The sequence below is a fragment of the Flammeovirga sp. EKP202 genome (genome assembly GCF_014534745.1).
GTDB lineage: Bacteria > Bacteroidota > Bacteroidia > Cytophagales > Flammeovirgaceae > Flammeovirga.
Map to the genome: position 1 here is coordinate 47,086 of NZ_JACVVP010000028.1, position 25,152 is coordinate 72,237.

General features: G+C 34.3%; 20 protein-coding genes. 9 read left to right on the forward strand and 11 right to left on the reverse strand.

Annotation, left to right across the window (positions count from 1 at the left end):
* Positions 1 to 155: 155 nt before the first annotated feature.
* The 3 genes from IC221_RS17185 to IC221_RS17195 form a co-directional block, all read right to left on the reverse strand.
* Positions 156 to 620 (reverse strand): hypothetical protein, encoded by a 465-nt coding sequence (locus IC221_RS17185; protein WP_188170151.1) that lies wholly within the window; start codon positions 618 to 620, stop codon positions 156 to 158.
* Positions 621 to 765: 145 nt separating this feature from the next.
* Positions 766 to 1,353 carry an outer membrane beta-barrel protein gene (locus tag IC221_RS17190; RefSeq protein ID WP_188170152.1) on the reverse strand — a complete coding sequence of 196 codons (588 nt, stop codon included), beginning with the start codon at positions 1,351 to 1,353 and terminating at the stop codon, positions 766 to 768.
* A 41-nt stretch (positions 1,354 to 1,394) separates the two neighbouring features.
* Positions 1,395 to 2,075, reverse strand: a complete 681-nt coding sequence (locus IC221_RS17195) for a DUF4136 domain-containing protein (protein WP_188170153.1) — start codon at positions 2,073 to 2,075, stop codon at positions 1,395 to 1,397.
* Between the two features lie 203 nt (positions 2,076 to 2,278).
* Here IC221_RS17195 and IC221_RS17200 point away from each other — a divergent pair, with 203 nt between their 5' ends.
* From IC221_RS17200 to IC221_RS17210, 3 genes are all read left to right on the forward strand, one after another.
* Positions 2,279 to 3,625 carry a neutral/alkaline non-lysosomal ceramidase N-terminal domain-containing protein gene (locus IC221_RS17200; protein WP_188170154.1) on the forward strand — a complete coding sequence of 449 codons (1,347 nt, stop codon included), beginning with the start codon at positions 2,279 to 2,281 and terminating at the stop codon, positions 3,623 to 3,625.
* Between the two features lie 212 nt (positions 3,626 to 3,837).
* A complete protein-coding gene (rho, locus tag IC221_RS17205; RefSeq protein WP_188170155.1) occupies positions 3,838 to 5,610 on the forward strand; it encodes a transcription termination factor Rho in 1,773 nt (590 codons plus the stop codon).
* A gap of 158 nt (positions 5,611 to 5,768) precedes the next feature.
* The gene (locus IC221_RS17210; RefSeq protein ID WP_188170156.1) at positions 5,769 to 9,122 is read left to right on the forward strand and encodes a cyclic nucleotide-binding domain-containing protein; all 3,354 of its coding nucleotides are present in this window, start codon (positions 5,769 to 5,771) and stop codon (positions 9,120 to 9,122) included.
* A gap of 56 nt (positions 9,123 to 9,178) precedes the next feature.
* Here IC221_RS17210 and gmk read toward each other — a convergent pair whose 3' ends face one another.
* Both gmk and IC221_RS17220 read right to left on the reverse strand, forming a co-directional pair.
* Positions 9,179 to 9,748, reverse strand: coding sequence for a guanylate kinase (gene gmk / locus IC221_RS17215; protein ID WP_188170157.1), 570 nt, complete (start codon positions 9,746 to 9,748; stop codon positions 9,179 to 9,181).
* Between the two features lie 69 nt (positions 9,749 to 9,817).
* Positions 9,818 to 10,420, reverse strand: a complete 603-nt coding sequence (locus tag IC221_RS17220; protein WP_044206021.1) for a sigma-70 family RNA polymerase sigma factor — start codon at positions 10,418 to 10,420, stop codon at positions 9,818 to 9,820.
* A gap of 171 nt (positions 10,421 to 10,591) precedes the next feature.
* Here IC221_RS17220 and IC221_RS17225 point away from each other — a divergent pair, with 171 nt between their 5' ends.
* The 3 genes from IC221_RS17225 (at position 10,592) to IC221_RS17235 (ending at position 13,175) form a co-directional block, all read left to right on the forward strand.
* A complete protein-coding gene (locus tag IC221_RS17225) occupies positions 10,592 to 11,530 on the forward strand; it encodes a glycosyltransferase family 9 protein (RefSeq protein ID WP_188170158.1) in 939 nt (312 codons plus the stop codon).
* Positions 11,531 to 11,713: 183 nt separating this feature from the next.
* Positions 11,714 to 12,280 (forward strand): porin family protein, encoded by a 567-nt coding sequence (locus IC221_RS17230; protein ID WP_188170159.1) that lies wholly within the window; start codon positions 11,714 to 11,716, stop codon positions 12,278 to 12,280.
* A gap of 331 nt (positions 12,281 to 12,611) precedes the next feature.
* Positions 12,612 to 13,175, forward strand: a complete 564-nt coding sequence (locus IC221_RS17235) for a porin family protein (protein WP_188170160.1) — start codon at positions 12,612 to 12,614, stop codon at positions 13,173 to 13,175.
* Positions 13,176 to 13,230: 55 nt separating this feature from the next.
* Here the strand turns inward: IC221_RS17235 and IC221_RS17240 are convergent, their stop codons facing one another.
* From IC221_RS17240 to IC221_RS17265, 6 genes are all read right to left on the reverse strand, one after another.
* On the reverse strand, positions 13,231 to 14,547 hold the full coding sequence (locus IC221_RS17240) for a PAS domain-containing sensor histidine kinase (protein ID WP_188170161.1): 1,317 nt from the start codon (positions 14,545 to 14,547) through the stop codon (positions 13,231 to 13,233).
* A complete protein-coding gene (locus IC221_RS17245; RefSeq protein WP_188170162.1) occupies positions 14,544 to 15,896 on the reverse strand; it encodes a sigma-54 dependent transcriptional regulator in 1,353 nt (450 codons plus the stop codon). The genes IC221_RS17240 and IC221_RS17245 overlap by 4 nt, the downstream gene beginning before the upstream one ends.
* A gap of 661 nt (positions 15,897 to 16,557) precedes the next feature.
* Positions 16,558 to 17,241: a hypothetical protein gene (locus tag IC221_RS17250; protein WP_188170163.1), complete on the reverse strand. Its 684-nt coding sequence runs from the start codon at positions 17,239 to 17,241 to the stop codon at positions 16,558 to 16,560.
* A complete protein-coding gene (locus IC221_RS17255) occupies positions 17,228 to 17,596 on the reverse strand; it encodes a GntR family transcriptional regulator (protein WP_062619481.1) in 369 nt (122 codons plus the stop codon). Before IC221_RS17255 ends, IC221_RS17250 begins: the two co-directional genes overlap by 14 nt.
* Before the next feature lies 1 nt (position 17,597).
* The gene (locus IC221_RS17260; protein WP_188170164.1) at positions 17,598 to 18,401 is read right to left on the reverse strand and encodes a hypothetical protein; all 804 of its coding nucleotides are present in this window, start codon (positions 18,399 to 18,401) and stop codon (positions 17,598 to 17,600) included.
* A 1-nt stretch (position 18,402) separates the two neighbouring features.
* Positions 18,403 to 19,221, reverse strand: coding sequence for an ATP-binding cassette domain-containing protein (locus IC221_RS17265; RefSeq protein WP_188170165.1), 819 nt, complete (start codon positions 19,219 to 19,221; stop codon positions 18,403 to 18,405).
* Positions 19,222 to 19,490: 269 nt separating this feature from the next.
* Between IC221_RS17265 and IC221_RS17270 the strand changes: the two genes are divergently transcribed.
* The 3 genes from IC221_RS17270 to IC221_RS17280 all read left to right on the forward strand — a co-directional run bounded on the left by IC221_RS17270 (position 19,491) and on the right by IC221_RS17280 (position 25,141).
* A complete protein-coding gene (locus IC221_RS17270; RefSeq protein WP_188170166.1) occupies positions 19,491 to 21,845 on the forward strand; it encodes a TonB-dependent receptor in 2,355 nt (784 codons plus the stop codon).
* A 523-nt stretch (positions 21,846 to 22,368) separates the two neighbouring features.
* Positions 22,369 to 23,697, forward strand: coding sequence for a TolC family protein (locus IC221_RS17275; protein WP_188170167.1), 1,329 nt, complete (start codon positions 22,369 to 22,371; stop codon positions 23,695 to 23,697).
* Positions 23,698 to 23,887: 190 nt separating this feature from the next.
* Positions 23,888 to 25,141 carry an efflux RND transporter periplasmic adaptor subunit gene (locus IC221_RS17280; protein WP_188170168.1) on the forward strand — a complete coding sequence of 418 codons (1,254 nt, stop codon included), beginning with the start codon at positions 23,888 to 23,890 and terminating at the stop codon, positions 25,139 to 25,141.
* The last annotated feature ends 11 nt before the right edge of the window (positions 25,142 to 25,152 follow it).

The following is a 25,152-nucleotide window of genomic DNA, read 5'->3' on the forward strand; positions in this document are numbered from 1 at the left end:
TTGTAATTTACTTACAAATACGAAACTACTTTAGAAAGTAAAATAAGTACTAAGACAAAATTATTTATCATCTACTTTAGTTCTTAAAAACGAAAACCTCAATATCTTTTCTATCAGACATTGAGGTTTCTTATAACTTTAGAGTATCAAAATAACTACTTCTTACTTTGTACTACAGGTAATTCACTTAATATTTGAGTTTTTAAGAAACTGTTTACCAATTCATTTAATTGATAAAAACGAGCTACTGTTTTAGGTGATAACTCTTTTTGCATCATCTTGATATGCTTTTTCTTCAACTTTAAGTTTTTCTGTTGAATCACCATTAGTTCATTGACCATGTTTAATGCTTCTTCATCAGTGATTCCATCAGTTTCACTTATTAACTCCTCAAATAATTTTGTTTTTTCTCTTGATAACTCCGAATTATCTAATTCAAATTTATCATATAACTGCCAGAATTTTGTCGCTTCTTCCAGAGATAAATCCATATTCTCCATAAAGAAAATTCTTTTCTCTGTCTTTATAACTGACTTAATTGTTTCAGCATCTATATTCTGTGCGTTAACCATCATTGATGTCCCCAAAAGAAGAGATGCTATTATTAATAATTTTTTCATTATTGTAGATCGTGCTTAAAATTCGTTTTATAACTCTTTAATACTCAAAGGAACAAATAAGGTTACAGCGTTTCCTTAATTATATTCCTTAAAAACTCAGATTCAATCATTTAGAATAGAAAATTAATTAGTCATTGCTCCCAAACTAGAAAACAAAGCCTACATTAAATCCTAAGTAAGAATGATCTGTTGTATTACCAGCTTTGAAAGCATGATTATAACGAATTGTAAACAACATATTGAAAGAAGAACTAACGTCTGCAACAACACCTACTTCTGGTGCTATACCAAAATGCCAATTTTGTTCAATAAAGGCCCATTGACCAAATGAGGTTCTTTGGTTTATATAATAAGTACCCAATCCTACACCAACAAAAGGATTAATGATTCCATCTTCATTAAAATAATAATTAGCATGTAATAAAATCGGTACAGTGTTGTGATATCTATATTGTCTACCGTCTGCCACAATTCCTTCCTCTGGGCTATTGTAACGGTCATCTACTTTTTGATATAAAACATTCCAGTTTACTGAAAATCCATACGATACTGGAGTTGTAAGTAAATGTTTTTTCCATTCCAAACCAACACCTCTTCCACTAAAGGAACTAATGTAATCGCTTGTATTTCCTAAAGGCAAAGCCATTTGATAGGTCAAAATGAAATCGGATTGTTGAGCAGAAGCATAAAATCCTGTCAGTCCCAACAAGAGGGTTATAATATATTTTTTCATGATTTAAGTTCTTTTGAATAGATTGGATAGTTGACTTTCTGTTATTCGGTACCTGCTTTAGCTGTATTGTATTGATCAAATAAAACATCAACACCCTCATTGATCAAAGGTACACTGTTAGCTCTTGAAAGAACGCCATTTAAAGCACCTTGCCATCCTAAAATAAGAGTTGGTACTTCGTCATTACCAATGCCTTCATTTTCTTTTGTAGTTTGCTCAACATCAATAAAGTCAAAAAGAATTGTTCCATTACTGTAAGAATAATAAGAATATCCTCCGCCATACCAAGGGTAGCCTGGGTAACCCCAACCTGGATAGCCCCAACCTGGGTAACCTGGATAATACGGTGGCTGCCAAACAAAACCAGATTGCTGCACAGCAATTTGTGATAATTGAATAAAGAGATCTGGAACTTTTGCTCCCGATTCTAATTCCGTTTTAGTTACTTTTTCCAATTCCAAAATACCTTGAAGTTGCGTATCAACATTAGCCAAAACTGCTAATTGTTGCACTAATGTTAAAGTATCTTTGGTGTTTGAAGTAACAGCAATAGAATCTTCTACTAAATAATAAGAACGATAAGATCTCAGATTCTCAACAGATTCGTATCGTGAGATTGCAATATCTAAATCGCTTGTATATTCAGCTCCTCCTGGATAGCAGCTTTGTAATAATGCGATTAGACTTGATAGCATAAATGCTTTAAGTAAAAGTGTTTTCATGATAAAAAAATGAGTTATTACTTATGTTAACACTACTAAATATAAATGACTTTTTTATTAAAACCACTACAATTAACACACAAAAAAGCGAAGTGTACACTGTTAATCCAATAGTAAAACTTTTAAAGACAAAATTAGTATTAGTAAAAAGGGATTCTGTATTTTTATGGCATTACGATTTTAGACTTAAAACTCCCATATTCTTGAAAAAAAAGATTAGTTTTTTTCTTCTTGGCTTTTTAATATTTGTTTCTTTTTTAATCGGAAGAATAGATAGAACGCCATTACATTCCACTGCAGAATATAAAAACACCATTATCAATACGGATAATATTATATCTGCAATACACAAAGAAGTTTCCACACAAGATACTCTTCTTATCGGTTGGTCTGCCCAATCCATCATTCCTAAAAATGTAGTTTTACCTGTAGCCGGTTATGGTTTCAGAACTGTATACACAGCAGTAAGGGATTCTCTGTATGCCAGAGCCTTTGCCTTTGATGATGGAGTAAGAGAATCTTTTGTCCTTACATTAGACCTAATGATTTTCCCTATTGAAGTAAGAAAACGTTTGGAAAAACTATTGCCAACTATTGGCCTTACCACTGATCAGGTCCTTTTTTCTGCAATACATACACACAACGGTATGGGTGGATTTGACCCTTCGACATTAGGAAGCTTATCAATGGGTAAATATTCTGAAGCAGCAACTCAAAAGATTACAGAAGCTTCGTTTAATGCTATAAAGCAAGCCCGTAATACAAAATCGAAAGGCGGTATTGGATTTATAAAAACAGAATCACCTGACTGGGTAAGAAATAGAATAGTGAATGGAGGGCGTAAAGAAAACTCAATTCGTGCTATTAAAATCATCAGAACAGATGGGAAAAAAGCGATCATCACTACTTATAATGCACACGCCACTTGTTTAAGTATGGACTTCTGGATCTATTCAAGAGATTACCCAGGGGAATTTATTGATTATTTAGAAAAACAACCTTCTATTGATTTTGCTATGTATTGCGCAGGAATGGTAGCTAGTCACGGGCCTAATAGCCCTCATGGAGAGAGAGACTTCGAAATGATCAAACATATGGGGCAAGCACTATCTGATTCAATATTAAATAAATGGGATGCTACAGCTGTTGATTATGTTGTAGACGCTAGTGTTCATAAGGTCCCCATTGATTTTAGACCCTCTCAAGTGAGAATTGAAGAAAATCTAAAAGTTCGAAATTGGATATTTAAAATGGCTTCTGGAGGACTGGAAGGTGATATTACCTATTTCAAATTAGGAGATATAGATTGGTTTGGTACTCCCTCTGATTTTTCAGGAGAGATTGCATTGGATTATAAATTTGACTCGTTAGCAAAAGAACATAATAAACATTTCATGCTATCTAGTTTTAATGGAAATTACGTTGGTTACATTACTTGTGATGCTTATTATGACTCATTACAGAGTTACGAAATCAGAGAAATGAACTGGGTAGGACCTGAATATGGTGCTTATTTTGGGGATGTTATTGAAAAATTGATTAGAAATTAAAGCAATCTTATCATTTCAGCTTGTGAAATTAAATAGGATAACTTAGATTTGCTTATAATATAAAAAGTCACGACAAAGCCTATTTCCTTCCGGTAAGGTGACTACGATGTAGATAGCTTCTATCTCACACACAATCTTAATATTATAAATTAAGTTTCTTCATAAAGTATTTCATTATAGCGACAGTCTGAAACGCTGTCATCATTATTTTTATGTATACAAGAAAGCTACTAGAGGCTAAACTGCTGTCTGAGTTAAAAGATATTGCAGAAAGTCTTGGCATGAAAAATTTCAGTAACCTTCGTAAGAAAGAACTCATTGAGAGAATTGAAAATCAAATCAAGGCTCAAGAAAAAAATGAGGGTGCACAACCTGTGGCTGAAGCACCGAAAGAAGTAGAGCAAACTCCGAAAGTTACGCCAACTGCCTCTAACGATAACGATAAAGAAAATGCTCCTCAACCAGAGAGCGAAAAGCCCGTTAGTCAAAACAAAAAACCAGAAAGCAGACCTGATAAAGCCCGATTAAATAAACGTTCTGTAACACCGAGAGAAAGAGTGAAGAGAGAAAACGTTAAAAAAGGGAACCCAAATCAGAGAGGCAAAAATCAAGATCCAAAGAAAGCTAGAGGTCAAAAAAATAATCCTGGTCAATCTAACGCTCCAAAACCTATTACGCATGATGATATTATGTCGTGGGAAGAAATCGATCTAGGTATTGATCCTTTGGACGATATGCCTGATTTCGATATGTTTTTGGATGACGAATCGGATGAAAAAAATCCTACTCTTCAACAAGAAAGAAAGAAAGCCATTGAACAAAAAGCTACTGAACCTCCAAAACCAGTACAGAAAATATCTGTAAAGGACTTTGACGGTGTAATCAGCAGTGAAGGCGTATTAGAAATCATGTCTGATGGTTTTGGCTTCTTAAGGTCTTCTGACTATAATTACTTAGCCAGTCCTGATGATGTATATGTTTCACCTTCACAAATCAAATTATTTGGTCTAAAAACAGGTGATACAGTAAGAGGTAATGTAAGACCTCCAAAGGACGGTGAAAAATATTTTGCTTTACTAAGAGTTGATACAGTAAACGGAAAAACGACTGAAGAAATTCGTGATCGTATTCCTTTTGAATATTTAACGCCACTTTTCCCACAAGATCAATTACACCTTTCTACTAAACCGCAAATCTACTCTACACGTGTGCTAGATTTATTTGCTCCGATTGGTAAAGGTCAACGTGGTATGATCGTAGCACAACCTAAAACAGGTAAAACAGTGCTATTGAAAGAAGTAGCTAATGCTATTGCACAAAATCACCCTGAATGTTATTTGATCATTTTATTGATTGATGAACGTCCGGAAGAGGTGACTGATATGCAACGTAGTGTAAACGCTGAAGTAATTGCCTCTACTTTCGATGAAACTGCAGATAAACACGTAAAAGTTTCTTCATTGGTATTAGAGAAAGCGAAAAGAATGGTAGAATGTTCTCATGATGTTGTCATTCTTCTTGATTCAATTACTCGTTTGGCTCGTGCTTATAACACCGTTACACCTTCATCTGGAAAGATTCTTTCTGGTGGTGTGGATGCTAACGCTTTGCATAAACCTAAGAAATTCTTTGGTGCTGCAAGAAATGTTGAAAACGGTGGTTCATTAACGATCATCTCTACAGCATTGATTGATACAGGGTCGAAGATGGACGAAGTAATCTTTGAAGAATTCAAAGGTACGGGTAACATGGAACTTCAGTTGGATAGAAAATTGGCCAACAAGCGTATTTACCCTGCTATTGATATTCCAATGTCGGGTACTCGTAGAGAAGATCTATTGATGGATAAAGATACATTACAACGTGTATGGATTATGCGTAGAATGATGTCTGATATGAAATCTACAGAAGCAATGGAATTCTTACAGAGCAACATGAGAGGAACAAGAACAAATGAAGAATTCTTGATCTCAATGAACAAGTAAGACGTTTTAATATATAACTGAAAAGCCGAAGTAATTTTTTAATTGCTTCGGCTTTTTTTTTCTACTATCTTTTGAAAGCAAAAACACTTCAAATTAAAACATGATAAGATGTTTTCATCAGAAGCATTTTTTCACAAGTGATAACTGAATTATAAGAAATGAATTCAATTGCTTCTAAACTTTATTATTACCTCCCGAAAAACAATATTTTTAGCAAACTCTATCAGTTATTGAGAAAGGAAAACCCTAACTGGGTAAACCTTTTTTTCGTGGCAGAAGGAGCGGGCTTAGCCATTGTATTTTCAATCGCTTATACTACATTATTTCAGGAAAGAGCAGTTGACAATTTGCCTTATGCTTTCATGTTTAGTGGAATCATAATTCTTTTATTAGCCCGACTTTTAGCCTACCTAGAGCGTCGTTTCCGAGTAGAACACCTCAATGCCACTTATAGTTTAATTAAAGTTTTGATTGGTGTTTTTATTTGGTATTTAAGTTTAAGTGAAAGTGGTTACCTCGTCATACAAGGGTTAATTATTGGGATTAAGCTTTTGATCTTTTTCGAAGATTGCACCTATTGGACTGTTATTGAAAATTATTCTACCACCCCTGAAAGGAGAAAAGTTCTTGAACAGGCCAAATCATTTAAAGTTTTTGCAAAACTCACCGGATTCATCATCGTTTTGGTGGGATCAAATTTATTCAGTTTATCTGCGATGGCTTTTTGGGCTATTCCTCTTTATATTTTATCAGGGTGGGGCCTTTGGCAATCGCTAAAAAATAGTAATATTGATGATCAGCTGGAAGAGTACCATGATAAAGTAACTCGTCCTTCAAGAAAATTCACACCCGATAGTTTTTGGGCATTTGGCATCTCTAACCCTTATGTTCTAAAGTTGGGTTTATTGACAGTTTGCATGGCATGTGTTTGGGGAATTGTAGAGTTTTTCTTTATGATAGACCTAAGAGTTTCGCTCTTTACACCTCAAAAAGGATTAATTGCACTAGCACTCCTATTAATCATTTCATACGCTATCGTAGCCACAATCACCCCTTTCTTTTCATCAAGGAAATTACAGGATATAGGCATCAAAAAACTACTTACTATACCTCCTCTTATTTTATTGTGTGTAGTGGTCCTGACCTATCTTGTTTTAAGATTTAGCCCTCCACAAATCCCTATTATGCTCACCTTGGTGGCCATTGTGTTTATCATTACTCGAAATATCATTTTAACCACAGTGACACCTTCATTATTGAGGCCTATTCAGAAAAAACATAGAGGTTTTACTTTTGGTATTTTAAGAGGATTTTTCGGTTCACTAGGTTTAGTCCTGGCAGGTTTTTTCTTATGGATTGTTGATGCTGACACTCCTTCTAGAGAAGGGCCTGTTATTGTATGGTTGACCATCAGTTTTTTATTAGCATGGTGGCTTTGTGCCAAAATTGTTTCCAGAGACTACAGGGTTATTATTCGACGTGCTTTTTTATTGAGGGATATTGAAAGTTATGAAATTGCAACGCATGACCAGGAAGTAAATCGTCTTTTGGTAAATAAATTGATTTCTCATAGACCCGAAGATGTAATCTATGCATTGGAGGCCAATACCATGATTAATCCTAAAAAGAATGAAACGGTACTATTACATATGCTTCGCCACCCTGAGGAAGTGGTAAGGTATTTTTCTATTACTTTTAATGAAGAGATCAAAACGCCCAAGATTGAAGAGGCTATAAAAACATTAGCACTAAAAGATCCTGATCCTAGGGTTAGAAAAAAAGCTATCATCAGTACTTGTAAGAGTGACCCCACTTTTATTAAAGAAGTGATTGATTGGATTGATGATGACAATAAGGAAATCAGAAAAGGAGCATTATATGGACTATTATCCTCAGAATCTGAAGAACAACGAACGATAGCACTCAACTATATTAAAAACACGCTAAAGTCAGAGCACCCACAACAAAAGTTATTTGCTCTAAAAATCTTAGCAAAGGTATCTCCTTCAGAAAGCGAACCCTACATTTTTGATGCAATTATTAGTGGTGATGATTTATTAATCAAAGAAGGAATAAAAATGGCTGGAATCGTGAAAAGTCCCATTCATATTCCTCTATTAATTAACCTTTTAAAGGAAAATAAATTCAACGATACCGTATTGAGAACACTAATTCAATATGGTGAAGATTGTCTGGATATTATTGAAAACGAATTATTTGTCAATAAAAGGAGAGAAGATGTCTATCTGATCACATTATGTAAAATAATGGGTAAGATTGATACGCCTAAATCCTATGAGATTTTGTGGCAATTGGTAGATTACCCTTGGCCGTTTATGAGAATGGCCGCCTATAATGCACTCAAAAGATTAAAATACAGACCTAAAACGGAAACTGATTTCCAAGTATTAAATAAACATTTGGAGCGCTTCTTCCAGAATTACTATTGGCTTTGTAATGCCATTGTCGTTCTAAAACATGAAAAGCCTTTCCGTGCCATGCTTTCCAAAGCCTTGGAAGATGAACTAGAATTGCTAGAAGAAGGAATCAGAACCATTCAAGAATTTATGATTGCAGGTAAAGGGGATCAGTTATTCAAAGCGACATCTTTCAGTAAGCGTCTTTTTGAATATACCGAGCAAGAAATGATTTTAAGAAATGCAGAGATTGAAAAAAACCTTTGGAAAACCCTGCCTTCATCGATCTATCAAAAACTGATTATTGTTTTGGGATATTATAGCCTAGAAATGAAAATGCAAAAATTAGGCGACTATTATTCCGCAAATCTTGTTGATCCATTGAGTATTACTTTAGGGATTATCAGGCCTTATAGTTTTAACCGACCTTTATTTACCACTTGGACAAAAATTACAGCATTAATTAGTATTCGTGATTCAATGTCTCCAAGTCTGATGAAATACATCGGTCAGATATTAAACAAAGACGACATCAAACTGATTGAACCTGCTTTAATCAGTTTAAAAAGAATAGAAGATTATCAAGATTTACCAGTATCAAAATCTTTAGATGAGCTGGTTTCTATAGAAAGAAAAGATTGGCTTATGGGCATATTAAACGAAGGAACAAAACCATTATTAGAACTTGAAAAAGTAATTTTATTACGTTCAACTACATTGTTCAGAGAAATTCCTGAACACATTTTAGTAGACATTGCAAGTATTATGCATGAGGTCAGACTTCCTAGAGATACCACTATTTTTAGAAAAGGAGAGGAGAGTAGAGAAATGTATATTATCTATGAAGGAGAGGTGAAATTACATGATGGTGGATTTACTTTTAATAACTTAATGAATCGAGATTTATTCGGTGACCTTAGTTTATTGGATTCTTCACCAAGGTCGCTTTCTGCCACCACTACAAAAGATTCTGTCTTGATGACTATAGAGCAGGATGATTTCTTGGCCTTAATGGGCTACAGAAGAAGTTTAATGCAAGGAATTTTAAAAACACTTGGACAGCGTATTAGAAATCAGAGTAATTATTCAAAATAATATAAAAAAGAGCATAATCTTTCGACTATGCTCTTCTCATATCTTTTATCAGGTGGTTATTCTGATAATTTCTTTGTAACAAGTTTCTCAGCATTTGCTAAAGCAACAGGAAGGTCTTTATTGATCAAACGAACATCAAACTGATCTCCGAATGGCATTTCTTCTGCTGCTTTAGCTACTCTTTCTTTGATCGCTTCTTCAGAATCTGTGGCTCTTGCTCTTAGTCGGTCTTCTAGGCAAGCTACATCTGGAGGGCAAACAAATACAGAAAGTGCTTTCTCTTTAAAGTATTCTTTCAGGCTGATTCCGCCTTGAACATCTACATCCAAGACAACATGCTTTCCTTCTTCCCAAATTCTTTCTACTTCACTTTTTAAAGTTCCGTAGAAAAGGTTTTGATATACCTCTTCATATTCTACAAATTCATCGTTCGCGATTTTCTCTTTAAACTTATCCAAAGAGATAAAATAGTAATCTTTCGCGTTTTGTTCTTCTCCTCTCGGAGCACGTGTGGTAGCAGAGATTGAAAAGGTCAATTCTGGAAATACACTTAGAAGATGTCTCACAACGGTGGTTTTACCTGATCCTGACGGTGCAGAAAAGATAAATACTTTGCCTGATTTCATGCTTTATATGTGCAAAATAAATTTTTGTTTAAGAATGCAAAGATAATGACTTAAACAATTTAATCGCACTTAGTTCGCTTTCTTTTGATAATATCCCATCTTTTTTGCGTAATCTTCTAGCTTTTCCTTCAGTAGATTACGCGCACGATGCAGTCGACTACGCACAGTTCCTATTGGAATATCCAAAATCTTTGACATTTCTTCGTAAGTGAATCCTTCAATATCGCAAAGGATAATTACGATTCTGAAATCAACAGCTAACGCATTCAAAGCACCGGTTACTTCATCGCCAATTTTATATTTAGAGTTTTCTTGTTTCAATCCAGCCACTAAGCTTGGGTCATCTCTTTCACCACTGTATACCGTTTCCACCTCATTGTAATCAATCTTTGAGGGTTCCTTACTTTTCTTACGGTATTCATTAATAAAGCTATTTTTTAAAATTCTAAAAAGCCAAGCTTTGGCATTGGTTCCAATTTCAAAACTATCTATAAATCGATAGGCTTTCATGTGTGCATCCTGCACTAAGTCTTTAGCATCTTCATCATTACCCGTCAAACGAAACGCAAAACTATACATGGAATCAGTATGAGGGGCAAATTCACGATCAAAAATAATTAATCGCTGTGCAGTAGTATTAGGGGATTTTTTCTTCTTAGAGTCGTTATTCATGATGTAATTAGAGTAGAAAGAACTACCTTTGAAGGTGTTTCCTTTTTATAAATGTGATAAAAAATTAAGGTTTAAACAGTGCCATAAGTAATCCTGTTTTTGGTTTATTACAATATACCAAGGAATTCAAAAAAAGAAGCTATTTAGTGATATCATTGAGTGTATAATGTTATGAGAATACAAGGAATAGATAATATCGTTATAATTGGAAGCCCTTCTATGAAGGAATTTGCTATTTCCTTACCTATAGTCAGTACTTTACTATCACATAATTCTCAACTACGCATTACTTGGATAGGAACTAAAGAGCAAAAAATATTAGAAGAATACATCAATGATATCCATCAATTTCTTGCTTATGAGGAAGTAGATGATGATACTTTAGTACAAAATCAAGCAGCTCTCTTCCTATCAGAAAATAAAGAACTCTCTAAGAAATGTAGGGATCTTAAAATTGAAATGAGAATTGGTACTAAAAGCGGATGGAGAAGTAACCGCCGCTTCACAAATTCTATTGACACTGAACAATTTAGTACACTAGAAGAGTGCTATCATGCTTTACTTACTCCATTGGGCATTAATGAAAAAATAACTATTGATCCTCCATTAACGGCTCCGGTAAGTACATTTAGAGGAATTATTAAAAAGGATCTCAAAAATATCGTTTTCTATCCCTATCGATTAGCTACTCATAGAGTGTGGCCTTCTATTCGTTATTTCGAATTAATAGAAGAACTTCCAAAGTATGAAAATAACTATATCATTGCAGGTAATGAGATGGAAGGGAAGGCGTTAGAAATGACCGCTCCAGAATTGTTCAGAGTTCCAAGTGTAAAAAACTCTACTGATTTAGAAGACCTTGAAGAGACGCTAGCACTGATTGCTAAAAGTGATGTGTTGGTCACCTATAATAATGATATCGCCCACCTTGCTCATGCTATGGGATCAAAAGTCATTTGTATTTCTTCTTCAGCAGAATCTTTCTATATCAATAAAGAAATGAGCCCTATTATTACTCCTGATGCCTCATGCATAAAATGTGTAGAGGATAAACCTTGCGAATGTTTAAGGAAATTGGGAATAGATGAAGTCGTTAGAGCGTTAAAATAATTGAATAAATTCATACATCTCACCTTTGAATAAAATAGATTTATCAATACATTTGAGCTGTGGTTACAATCATACAAAAGGGTTTAAAAGCTATCAAAGACCATTTTCATTCAATGAAAGTGTATAACTAAAACCATATTACCCTTTTGATTTTTTTATTTTTTATTAATCTATTTTTTCAAGATGAAAATTTTAAAGCTAATGCTATTCATCACAATTTTATATTGTGGTCAGACCAACCTGTTTGCACAATCTTCAACATTCCGAGGCGGTATCAAGGGTGGAATTAACTCTACCAAAATCGGAGGCGATGCTTCAGGTTTGAAACCAAAAGTAGGATTTCAAATTGGCGGATTTATGAAATACAGTATTTCAGACTACGTAGCGATACAGCCAGAAGTCATGTTCTCTATGCAAGGTGCAAAATCAATAAAGGGAGATATCTCACTTCATTACAATTATGTCAATATTCCTCTAATTGCAAAAGTGTATCCTGACGGTAAAGGTTTTAACATTCAGGCTGGACCACAACTAGGTCTTTTAGCTTCCGCGAATGTAAAAGGTGGTGATGAAAAACAAGACGTTTCTGATCAATTAAACGGAACCGACTTTGCATTTGCGCTGGGGTTAGGCCATGATTTTAATAGGTTGACCATCGACTTAAGGTATAATATTGGAATCTCATCTACGTCAGATCAAGGTTCATATCCAAACAATGTTCTTCAATTAGGTGTAGGTATTTTCCTATAACCGATACAACTCTCTCAGAAGCCTATTTTGAGAGAGTTATTTTTTATATTAATCAATCTATTTATTAAGGCTTTCATTATCCTCATTATCAATCTATTTGAGTGTATATAAAATAGAGTTAGTATGTATTAGTTGAATGATTTCACTCATTGAATCTTTGATTTCGATAGATTTATTAATACTTTCGATCTGTGATTATAATCACTCAAAAGGATGTGACGACTAAAACATTAAGCAAACTATCATTTTCTATTCAAGAATATGATCAATACTAAAATCATATCATCCTTTTTGATTTTTTCTATTTATCAAACAAACTATTTATTAAAGTATGAAAGCTTTAAAAATGTTACTCTTCGTCACGATGTTATATTGTGGCCAAGCCAATCTATTTGCTCAATCAAACGAAGTAAAAGGCGGTGTAAAAGGTGGTCTCAACGTTTCTAATATTGGAGGAGATTCAGAAGGAACCAAATCAAAAATGGGTATCCATGTGGGTGGCTTTGTTCAATTCAGAGCATCCAATTCCCTTTGCATTCAACCGGAATTAGTATACTCAATGCAAGGTGCTAGTTTAGGGGATGGTGTAAACGTAAAGTACAATTACATTAACGTTCCTGTCATCTTTAAATTATACCCTGAGTCTCATGGATTCAACTTTCAAGCAGGCCCACAATTAGGAATTTTAGGCGGTGCTAAAGTTTCAGACGGTAGTGATAGTATAGATGTTTCAGATCAAGTTGAAGGGATTGACTTCGCTTTAGCAGTCGGTCTAGGTTATGACTTTAATGGTATGACACTAGATGCGAGATACAACATTGGTCTTTCTTCTACATCAGATGCAGGTTCATATCCAAACAACGTATTCCAATTAGGATTGGGAGTGTATTTCTAAGAAGTACTTACCCAATACGAACTTAAAGAACACCCTCAAAGTTATTTGAGGGTGTTTATATTTTCAGCGTAAAACATGTTTTATTACCCTCTGATTCTACCTTCAAATTTCCCTTATGCACTCTAGCTATTTGCTTACACAAAGCTAAACCTATTCCATTTCCTTTATTTTTAGTGGTGAAGAAAGGAACAAAAATATGTTTCAATTCTTCTTCAGGAATCATTGGACCATTGTTGGTAATGTGAATAACTAGCTGTTCTGCTTGATGAAATTCTATTGTGAGCTTAGAGTTATTCACATCATGCATCGCCTCAATCGCATTTTTAATGATATTATGAACACATTGATGAATTAATGTAGGATCAAAGGAATGGTACACTTCAGAGTTATTCACATTAATGATTTCAGTGTGAATATTGTATTTGTGAATAACTTCACTAAAGCTATTCAACTCTTCTTGAATAAAGTTATCAACATTTACCTCCCTTATTTTTGGTGTTGGTAACTTAGAAATCGAACGGTAGATGTTGATAAAATTCATCAAGCCCTCTGCCTGATTATTGATAACTTTTAAACTCTTCACATTAGTGTTGATAACTTTCTGGTTTAGGTTTTCAAGAGATACAGGTTCGTGTTCTTCATCTGTCATCGTCATCAACATACTATCAGAAAGAGAGATAATCGGTGTCATACCATTCATAATTTCATGGGTCAAAACACGGATTAATTTACTGTAGGAAAGGTGCTCTTTTTCTTCTAATTCATTGGAGATATCTTGTAATGTCAATAAAAAAACGGTTTGATCCTCTCTTACTAACTGCCTCGCTTTCAATACTAAATTAGAATTTTCAAGCTCTAATGTATTTTGATGAAACGCTTTTTGGATAAGCTCTTTTGTAAGAAATGTTTTTGTGAAAAGTTGCTTGGTGTGAGTAAAAACAGGAAGATTTATTTTTTCTTTGAAAGATGAATTAGCGTGTAATACATGTCCGTTTTCATCGTAAGTACAGATACCAACATCTTGATTTTCTATAATCCAATCCAAGTATTTTTCTTGTCTGATACTGTCTTTTTTAATCCTCGAAAATGAATGCTGTATCTTTTCCAATCGGTATTGATAGGTGCTATTGAACTGTTGGTAATTCTTAGAATTCAAAAAACTCAAATCTTCATTACCTATCGCCTCTACGATCAGAATACTGTGATTTAATGCATTTTTTAAAGTAATAAGTTGATAACTCAACAAACATGCGCACATCAAACCAAAAGTTATCAACATATAGGGTTGATGTTGGTAGTGTACCATTAAGCCTCCTAAGGTTATCAACAAGAATAAAACTATGAATACTTTAATATAGAATATCTGTTTCATGACAATCCCAATTTTTTCAACTTATTATAAAGCGTTTGTCGAGTGACACCCAATTCATCTGCCGCAGCACTAATATTTTGCGGATGTTTCTTCAATGCTTTTTTGATCAATACTTCTTCTGTTTGTGCTAGGTTCAATGTTTTTACTTCTGTGTTTTCAGAAGCAGAAGTGACAATTAAGTCTGGAGTAATTTCATTTCCATCAACCAAAATTACTGCTCTTTCTATGGTATGCTGTAATTCACGAATATTACCCGGCCAATGATACCCCATCAGTTTTTCTTTTGAAGAGGTAGTAAACTCCAATGTCCCTTTATCGTATTTCTGTGCCAATAGGTCTTTAAAGTGATTTGCCAACAAAATCACATCATCACCACGATCTCTCAAAGCAGGTACTTCTATCTGAATGGTATTTAATCTATACAATAAATCTTGACGGAACTCTTCGCCTTCCACCATTTTAAAGAGATTTTTGTTGGTGGCTGAAATTAATCGGATATCAATCGGGATTACTTTATTACCGCCTACTTTGGTGATTTGACGGTTTTGCAGTGCTGCCAATAGTTTTGCTTGAAGAGAGAAAGATAGATTTCCAATTTCATCCAAAAACAAAGAACCTTTATTGGCCAATTCAAACTTACCGATTCTGTCTTGATGAGCATCGGTAAAGGCTCCTTTGACATGACCGAACAGTTCACTTTCAAAAAGCGTTTCCGAAACGGCTCCCATATCTACCTCTACCAATTGTTCTTGGTTTCTTTTGGAATAATGATGCAATGCTTTGGCTACTAATTCTTTTCCTGTTCCATTTTCACCCGTAATCAAAATATTAGTATCTGTTTTCCCCACTTTTGCAATTAAGGAAAGCATGTTTTTGACTACTGCAGAATCACCAATAATCTCAGGGAACGAATTCTCTTCTTTTCTTAAGGCTTTGGCTTTGGTTTTTAACTGTTGAATTTCTCCTTTGGATTCACTCAGTTGTAATGCAGCCTGCACCGTTGCCAAGAGTTTTCGATTATCCCATGGCTTTAAGATAAAGTCTGATGCACCAATCTTCAATGTTTCCACTGCCAACTCTACATGACCATAAGCTGTCATCATCACCACCGAAATATTGGGATAAGTCTCTTTGATTCTTTTCAACCATCGTACCCCTTCTGCTCCAGTATTTAGACCTGGAGAGAAATTCATATCCAATAACACCACATGAAAATCTTCCACTGCCAATGTTTTCATGATTTGCAATGGGTCTTCTAGACTCTTTATGGTATCAAAGTAAGGTTCTAGTACGATCTCCAGTGTGGTATGTATGGAAGGGTTGTCGTCAATAATTAAAAGGTTTCCCATGATGGTGGTGTTTGTTTTGCTTTATTTGAATAAGTCTTACTGTAAACTAAATTATCATCAACTTTTAATCGACCTTTCTGCAAGTATTTATAGGATCTACTCTCAAGCTTCCTTCTTCTTCATAAAAGCAGTTCCCAACGAATTGGGTAGAAAGTCCACTGGCGCGAATGTTAAGCATTAGCATCATTCGTGTCCTTCAGATCATCAGAAATCTCCTGATTTCTAAATACCATAAATATTTGAAAACTTCGTTTACAATCTACTTACACTAAAGTAAGTAATAGTTTTTGGGAGAATTGCTGTATGTGTCAAAAATTTTTACACTATAGGTTTCAAATCATCATTGCATCACAATACCAAACTAAGTGCTCGATTTCTTTACACTTCGGTGTATGATAATTTTACAGTCTTGACACTTCAAAAAAATACAATGCTTTACTATTGAAACACTTATCAAAAGTTGTCCAATTTTGGATACATGAAAAGGGAGTTATGATTCAAAATAGCTCCTTATAAAGACGTTTTTAAATTTACATTTATAACAAAAGTTAGAGAGACAGGTAACTTACTTGTCTCTCTTTTTTTTAACTATTAGCTCAAATAAAAAAGGTGAACTCAAACTTTATGAATTCACCTTCTATCCATCTATAATATTGTATTTTTAATCATTATAATAATAATGAATTTGTGAAGTAGCATCCTTTGAAAGGTTAGTCTCTCCAGGATTATTTTGGGTCACGAAAGCATTATTTGTCAACTTTCCTTCAATAAACTGCGTATCTCCCCAATTATTAAAATTAGAATTATCTAAATTCAACCTGAGAGTATCACAAGCTAAGTGAAAGTTAAAATTAGAATTATTTGTCCCTGAAATTTCAAGATTAGATAATCCTTTTGCAACTCTATTACGCATATAACCTTCGCTTCCATCGAGTTCTAACTTCAAAGAAGATCCCTTAAACTTATTAAATCCAATGTCAGAAGATTTTGCTATTACATTAACCTCCTCTAGAGGTAGGTTCAACTGTAAACTTTCCATTCCTTTTGCCATCTCTTTTGGTAATTCTGACAACACCAATGTGTCTCCTTTTATTGTGTAAGGAATTTCAACCTGCTCCACCTCTTTTTCTAAATACACTTTAAACTCATATTGATCAGCAGTAGCAATTGATACATCGTAATTGGTATGCTGAAGAGAGATATAAGAATAAGCTGGTACCTTCTGCGTAAAACTATTTTCATTTTTTTCTGGCTTTCCTCTTGCTACTGAAACCAATGCTCCTGTGATGATAAAAAGCGTTACGCTACTTAAAAGAGAGATTAAATATATATTACTTTTCTTCATGGTATAAGTCTTTTAGATAGTTTTGAAGTTCATCAAATGAGATTTCCAATTTGTTGGCCTGTTCCACTGTTTCAGGCAAAACTTCATTTAGAAATTCTTCTTTTCTGTCTTTGATAATTGTTTCTTTGGCACCTTGGCTTACAAAATATCCTTTACCTCTTTGAGTATAAATGATCCCTTCTTGTTGTAAAACCGCATAGGCTTTAATGGTTGTATTAGGGTTAACACCTACAATACCTGCCAACTCACGCGTGGAAGGAATTTTTCCTTCTTCAGTGTATTCTCCTTCCATGATTTTATCTTTTACATCATCACCAATTTGGGTGAAAATGCTTTTAGTATTTTTAAATTCCATCTTACAACTCTTTTTCTTTCAACTTCAAATACGCACTATATACAAATACAACATTTGCTACAATCATTGAGAATAAAACAAAATTGATGGCAGCATCACCAGATGAAAAGAAGAACAGGGGATACTCATTGGAAACATAATCAGCGACTCCCATTTTATTGAAGATCAAGTATACTAATAGGCCATGATAAATAAAGAAGACTGCTACAAAAAGAATATTCTGGATCAGTGGCCATTTAGTGAAAATTGAATTTCCAGTAAATAAAACATTCATCATACTCCAAGGAAGAAGAAATAGGATCACCATACCTACTTGCCTTGTGTAAAGTTGTGCCTCTGTTGCACCTGATAGGGCTTCTTCAATCATCTCTGTAAGAAATGTAAGTCCAGTATATCCAATTTCACTATTTAATAATTGATGTACTTCACCTTCAATCATATAAGCAAAAAGGATCAAAGTTGGAATGACAAATACACCTAAAAGTACTGTTGATAAATACTCAAATAAAAACTTTTCAAAGTGAGAAACGGGAAAAGTTAAAAAGGTGATGAGCTTCTTTTGAGATCTAAACGGAAGAAATGATCGATTTACAACACCTGTAGCAATCACTGCATACGAGAAAAAAAACAATCCTCTTAAATCATTATTTGTAATAGGGGTTTCATTTGACGCTCTAATGAGATAAAGCACCACAATAATAAATGAAACGACCGCACCAATGCTATAGTAAAAAAGGTATTTCTGATTGTTGAATTCTAAAGCTAGATATTGTCTAAAACGCTGTGCATTAAATAGATTATTCATATTAGATAAATTTTTTGTAGTCATTGATTAAAGCATTGAAGAAAAGCTCAAGATCTACTTGAGTGTCATCTTGATCTTGTTTTGGAGCAATCGTTTTGTAACCACCCAAAATCGGTTCAGCATAAAGCGTCTCGGCTACTTTAAGCTGTTGAACTTTCAAGAAATCATACTTTTGAGTCAAATCGAAAATAGACTCATTGTAAATCACGCCACCATTATCCAATACAATCAAATGATCGATAATCGTATCAATATCTTTTACTTGATGCGTGGAAATCATGATCAGCTGATCTTCTTCAAAGTTCCCTGCCATGATTTTTCTGAAAATCGCTTTCGATGGAATATCCAAACCATTGGTAGGTTCATCCATGAGGATCAACTCTGCTTTTGTTGCCAATGCAAAAGCAATAATGACTTTCTTCTTTTGACCGTAAGACAACCCTTTAAGATTTAGATTGTCTTTCAATTCAAACTTATCCAATAACTCAACAATCATTCTTTGATCAAATCGAGGATAAAAAGGAGAAGTATTCTTTACGAATTCTTTAATCGTAACAGGAGGAAGTTCAAATTCTTCAGGGACTAAGAATAATTTTGAAAGGAATGAAGGTTGTCTTTGGAATGGGGTTTCACTCAATACATTGATACTACCGCCTTTTGGATGAATCAATCCACTCATTAGTTTGAAAAAGGTACTTTTACCTGCTCCATTTTTCCCAAGTAGACCCACTATTTTTCCTGGATCCAATTCCAGATTAAGTTGATCAATGATAGTTGCTTTTTTAGAATAACTAAATTGAAGATTATTAATTGACACCATATTATTTATAGTTGTTTTTTAAGTGCACTACCTATATAGTGCACTGTAAAGGTGTGGTAATTTTTTAGAATCTCCAAATTTTTTTGAAAAGAAATTGAATTGGTATTTGAGCGATCTAGTGTCAACCTGTAAAAACCTTTTACAAAACACTGTAAAAAAAATTGACAGTTTGAAAAACTGACACAAATACAATTAACTAACTATCAACAACTTAATTAAAATAGATCACTTTTTCTATTCTGTTTGGCATACTTAAAAACATAAAACAGATGAAAAATTTAATTCTAAAACTTATTACCGTAATCGGTCTACTAGTGTCAACTGTTGCAAATGCAAACACTGCAACATCTTCTATCTCTGGCGAAGTATTGGATCAGCAAACTAATCAGGCAATCGCTTATGTAACGGTAACATTGCTCAACACTGAAAACAAAATTGTGGGTGGTGGTATTTCTGATGAGAATGGAAAATTCAAAATCAAAAACGTCAACTTCGGTACGTATACTATCGAGGTGCAATCTATCGGTTATGAGAAAATCCATCAACCGATCAACGTCAATAAAAGGTCAATGGACTTACCTTCATTCTATATGCTGACAAGTGCTGAGGAATTGGAAGAAGTAGTAGTTCAAGGTCAAAGACTAAACATTGAAAGAGGTATCGACAAAAATGTTATCAACGTCACGGATGGTATGATTGCCGATGGTAATTCGGTGTCTGAAGTGTTGAATACTGTTCCTGAAATTAGTGTGGGAACAAATGGTGAAATCAGCTTAAGAGGGGAATCAAATGTACGAATCCTTATCGATGGAAAGCCTTCACAAATGAGTGCTGAACAAGTATTACAAGCACTTCCGGCAAGTTCTATTGAAAAAATTGAAGTGATCACTAACCCTTCTGCTAAGTATGATCCTGATGGACTTTCTGGTATTATCAATGTGATTACAAAGAAAGAAAGAATGCAAGGATTTAATGGTAACCTTAGTTTGAATGCTGGATCTAGAGAGAAATATGATGGGTATTTAGGATTAAACTACCGTCATAAAAAGTTTAATTTCTTTGCTCAAGGTACTTATTATGACAATAGAATGGAAGAGGAAACTACACGTGATTTGGCTTACAAAAACCCTGAAACTCCATCTCTTTCACAAAGCGGTAACCTTATCAAAAATACATTCTTTGGTAACTATAAAGTGGGGTTTGATTACTTCTTAGATTCTACCAATACGATTACTTTCTATTATGAAGGTTCAAGCTATCAGCATAAAGAAAACTTCAATTACAGTAATAGATATTTCCTTGGTGAAGAAGAAGTCAACAATATTTCAGAAAATGGTTTAAAAGATGCGCTTTCCACTCAAAATGCATTTAGCTTGAATCACCGTAAAGACTTCAAAAAAGGTGCTTTGGAAACGGATCTTTTCTATGGTAATGCTGATGTGAATATGAATGCCGCTTTCAATATGGGAGATGAGACGGTTTCTGAAAACGTATCAAAATTATATGGTCATTTTGGAATTCTAAAATTGGATTACAATCATCAGATAGACGATAAATCTTCATTCGAAGTTGGGTATAAGGGAGAATTATTCGACTTGGATACTGATCAAAAAAATGCAAGCCAAGAGAGTGATATCAATTACAATTACCACTACTTAATGAATGTTCAATCTATCTACGCTTCTTATCAAAGGTCTCTAGGGAAAAAGTTTACATTAAAAGCTGGTTTAAGAGGTGAAAGTGCAACAATTAATGGTACTTTACTTCAAGATCAAGAAAGTGAGAAATTCAATATAGACTACACGAGTTTGTTCCCTTCAGTACACTTGGTTTACCAAATCAATGACAATAACCGTTTGGGATTGAGCTACAGTAGAAGAATCAACCGTCCGAATATTTTATCAATGATTCCAGTGGAAAACAGATACAACTCTACTTATGTAGAAGTCGGTAATCCTGATCTTCAACCTTCATATACGAACTCATTCAGCTTGGATCACAACTACAACAAAAATAAGTTCGGTTTGAACACAAGTGTATATGTAAGACATAGTACAAACATCATGAGATCGGTATTGAATTATGATGAAGAAAGAGATTTGAATATTGCTAAAACAGTCAACTTAGGATCTTCGTTTACTGGTGGTGCTTCAGTTTCTGCCAACTATGCCATCACTGATTGGTGGTCAGTGGATATGAATGTCAATATGTATTACTTGGAAATCTCTGATGAAGATGAGAATCACACTATTCCTGAAGAAGCTAATCCTATCAACGTTTCTGCAAAATTGAATACTAATTTGACATTACCTCACGGTATCGCGATGTCCATCAATGCTCGTTATGCAGGACAGAGATACGATGCTCAACAAATTGTAGATCCAAATTATGGATTGAATATGGCCGTGAGAAAATCAGTATTGAAAAACAAAGGAAGAATAACATTGAAAGTGGACAACATCATCAACAGTGGTTATTCTAGCACAAACTATAATAAAGACTTCGTTGAAAACTCTTTCTACTTACAAGAAACACCAATTTATAGAGCTTCTTTCTCTTATATGTTCGGTGGTCAATTCAAGGGTAGAAAAAATAGAAAACTTCATTCATCTGGTGGAATGTAAAAATTCTTCCTACAATTTTTAAGTATAATGATAGGTTCAAGTCTGAAAGGGCTTGGACCTGTTTTTTTTATACCATTAGGTTATAGAAATCAGGAGATTTCTAAATATCAATAAGGCACGAATGTCGCTATCGCTTAACATTCGCGCCATTGGTGACAACCTACTTCCCCTAGCGCAAATGTTAAGCGAAAGCGACATTTGTGCTTGAGAGATCAAAAGAAGTCTCCCGACTTCTAACCCAAAAAAGCTTATGATTCTTGAGCCACAATGCCTTGTGGCTCTACAAAGCCGTATCATTTCTTTGAGGAGTTTGAGCTATAACATCTGATGTAGGGACGTTTTAGTAAAACGTCCAAACGAACCACAAGAAATTAAATTAAGCTGTAAAATTATTTTACCTCACCCTGTATAAATATTTTACACTTTAATAATTAAAAATAACATAAGTAATTAACTACCAGCTACTTAACTACTTTAGTCTATTTTTTCGATACTAATTGGCATACAACAAAAGACAATTAGCATGAAAAAATTCATCTACATATATCTCCTCCTAATTATCCCTTTATCTGTAAAGGCAAATGATTCATTGACGCTCAAAGAATGCATACAATACGCTATTGAAAATAACTTATCGATCTATCAAGAATCCTTAAAAGTCAATCAAGCTTCATTAGGTGTAAAGCAAGCGAAATGGCAATATGCTCCTTCAATTGGTGGTAGTATTAATGGTACTTTCAATGCAGGTCGATCAATTGACCCTCGTACAAATGCTTATATCGATCATCAGTTTTTTAATAATACTTCTGACTTAAGTTTGAACTGGACTTTGTTTCAAGGCTTCAAAAAGAAGTATCAATTGAAATTTGAAGAATACCAACTTCAAGCGTCTCAATACCAAATGCAGAATACAAAAGAGCAATTGGTGTTTGAAGTGATTCAAGCTTTTTATGATGTGGAGTATAACCATGAATTATTAGAAATCACTAAAGCTCAAATTGAACTATCTGAGAAGATTGTAGATCGAGCGATTTCCCAACAAGAATTAGGGTTGAAAGCTTCAGCAGATGTAGCTGAAATGAAAGCTCAATTGGAAAAAGAGAGATTATTGTCTTTACAGGCTCAAAATAAAATGATGGAAGCAAAAGCTAGATTGGTCAATATCATGAATTACAATGCTCCATTAAATGCTCTGTCTCTTCAATTCGAACAGCCTTCTATTTTCACTAATGATTTTGGAACGGAAGAATCCATCTACACTACTTTTTTTAATCATTCGGCCTTACTGAAAACACATTTTCTTACGCTTCAAAGCAGTCATCAGAACCTTAAAAGCGAGAAAGCAAGTTACCTTCCAGAGCTCGGTTTATATGCTTCTATAAATACCGGATATTTTGAAACCAATATTGATGAAAGTGGTAAAGTGATTCCTTTTAGAAATCAATGGCAAAACAATATGAATCAGACCGTAGGTGTACGTTTATACATTCCTATTTTTCATCAAAATACCCAACGTTTGGCAGTACAAAGAGCCAAAATTCAAGTCGCTGAATCGGATGCTTTATTAAAACAACAACAGCAAGAATTGAGAAGAACTGTTGGGAATGACTACAGAGAGTGGAAAGCATTTCAAAAGGAAATAGAGCAAGGAAAGAAAGTGATCGAAGCCAATGATATGGCGTATGAAATAGCACTTCAAAAATATGAAGAAGGTCTGATCGACATTGTCACTTTACTTACTGTAAAACAAAAGTTGGGGCAGGCTGAAGTCGATCTCCTGCTTTCTGAATTGAACTACTTATTGAAAGAAAAATTACTGATGTTTTATCAAGGCAATCAATTCTGGATTTAAATACAGTTTTACTAGAAGTCAGAGACTTCTAAAGATCTTCAAAGCACAAGAGACGCTATCGCTTAACTCTTGCGCTAGAGAAGTGAGGTGCTACCACTGGCGCGAATGTTAAGCGTTAGCGTCATTCGTGCCCTACAGATCATCAGAAATCTCATGATTTCTAAACACTTTTCATCAAAAAAAAACACTCATGGATACTATTATAAAAAAGAAGAAATCAACCTTCCATAAATACATAGGATACATTTCAACAGGTATTTTTATCCTTACTATTATCCTCTATGGAATCAGTGCATTTAATGCTCCATCTGAAATCAGTATTTCAAAAAATAAGCTTCAAATTGCTGAAGTAACGAATGGATTATTTCATGATTATATCAATATCAAAGGGAAAATTCAACCGCATCAAACCATTTATCTAGATGCTGTAGAAAGAGGTAGAGTAAAGGAAATTGTCGCTCAAGAGGGGAGTTTTATCAATGAGGGAGACATCATTATTGCATTAGAAAATAATGAGCTTTACCAACAGATTTTGAATAGTGAGGTAGCCTTGGCGGAAAAGGAAAATTACCTCAGAAATACGAAAATCAACTTTAGAAACGACCTTATTCAATCTCAAAAAAATCTTGTGGAAAGTGAATATCAACTAAAGCGAACAGAAAGAAATTATAAGCAACAAGAACGTCTTCTAGAAAAAGGGTTAGTAGCTGAAGAGGAATATATCAAAGCCAAAGAAGATTATCTTTTTCAAAAGGAAATGCTCAAGATCAATAAAATGAAAGCTGAAAATGACAAGCTTTTACAGGAAACAACTATGCAGACTTTAGAAGAGGATCTTGTGAAAATGAGAGCGACATTAGAGTTGGTTCAAAGTAGATTGGAACATCTTGAAATCAAGACGCCATCATCTGCTTATTTGGGAAATATCCAAGCAGAAATTGGTCAGTCGATACAACAAGGACAGCATCTTGGTGTATTATATGACTTATCAGAAGTGAAAGTGATTGCTGAAATTGATGAACGCTATATCACCAAAGTAAAGAAAGGATTGAAAGCGACATACAAATTCCAAAACCAACTGTATTCTTTAGTGCTCAAACGAGTGTATCCAGAGGTAAATGAAAGTCTGTTTAAAGTCGAATTGATTTTTGAGAAAGAAAAACCAGAGAACCTTCACTCTGGACAAACGACTAATGCAAGACTCAGCCTTGGCAATCCAAAAGAGACACTCCTTCTCAATAAAGGAAATTTCTATGGCGAAACAGCCGGACAATGGGTATATGTCCTTTCTGAAGACGGGAAAACGGCACAAAAAAGGAAGATCAAAATCGGCGATCAAAATATACATAAATACGAAATACTAGACGGTCTAAAAGCAGGTGAAAAAGTGGTCATCTCACAGTATAACTTACTAGGTGATTATGATCAGATAGTTTTTGAGTAAAAAAATATAAA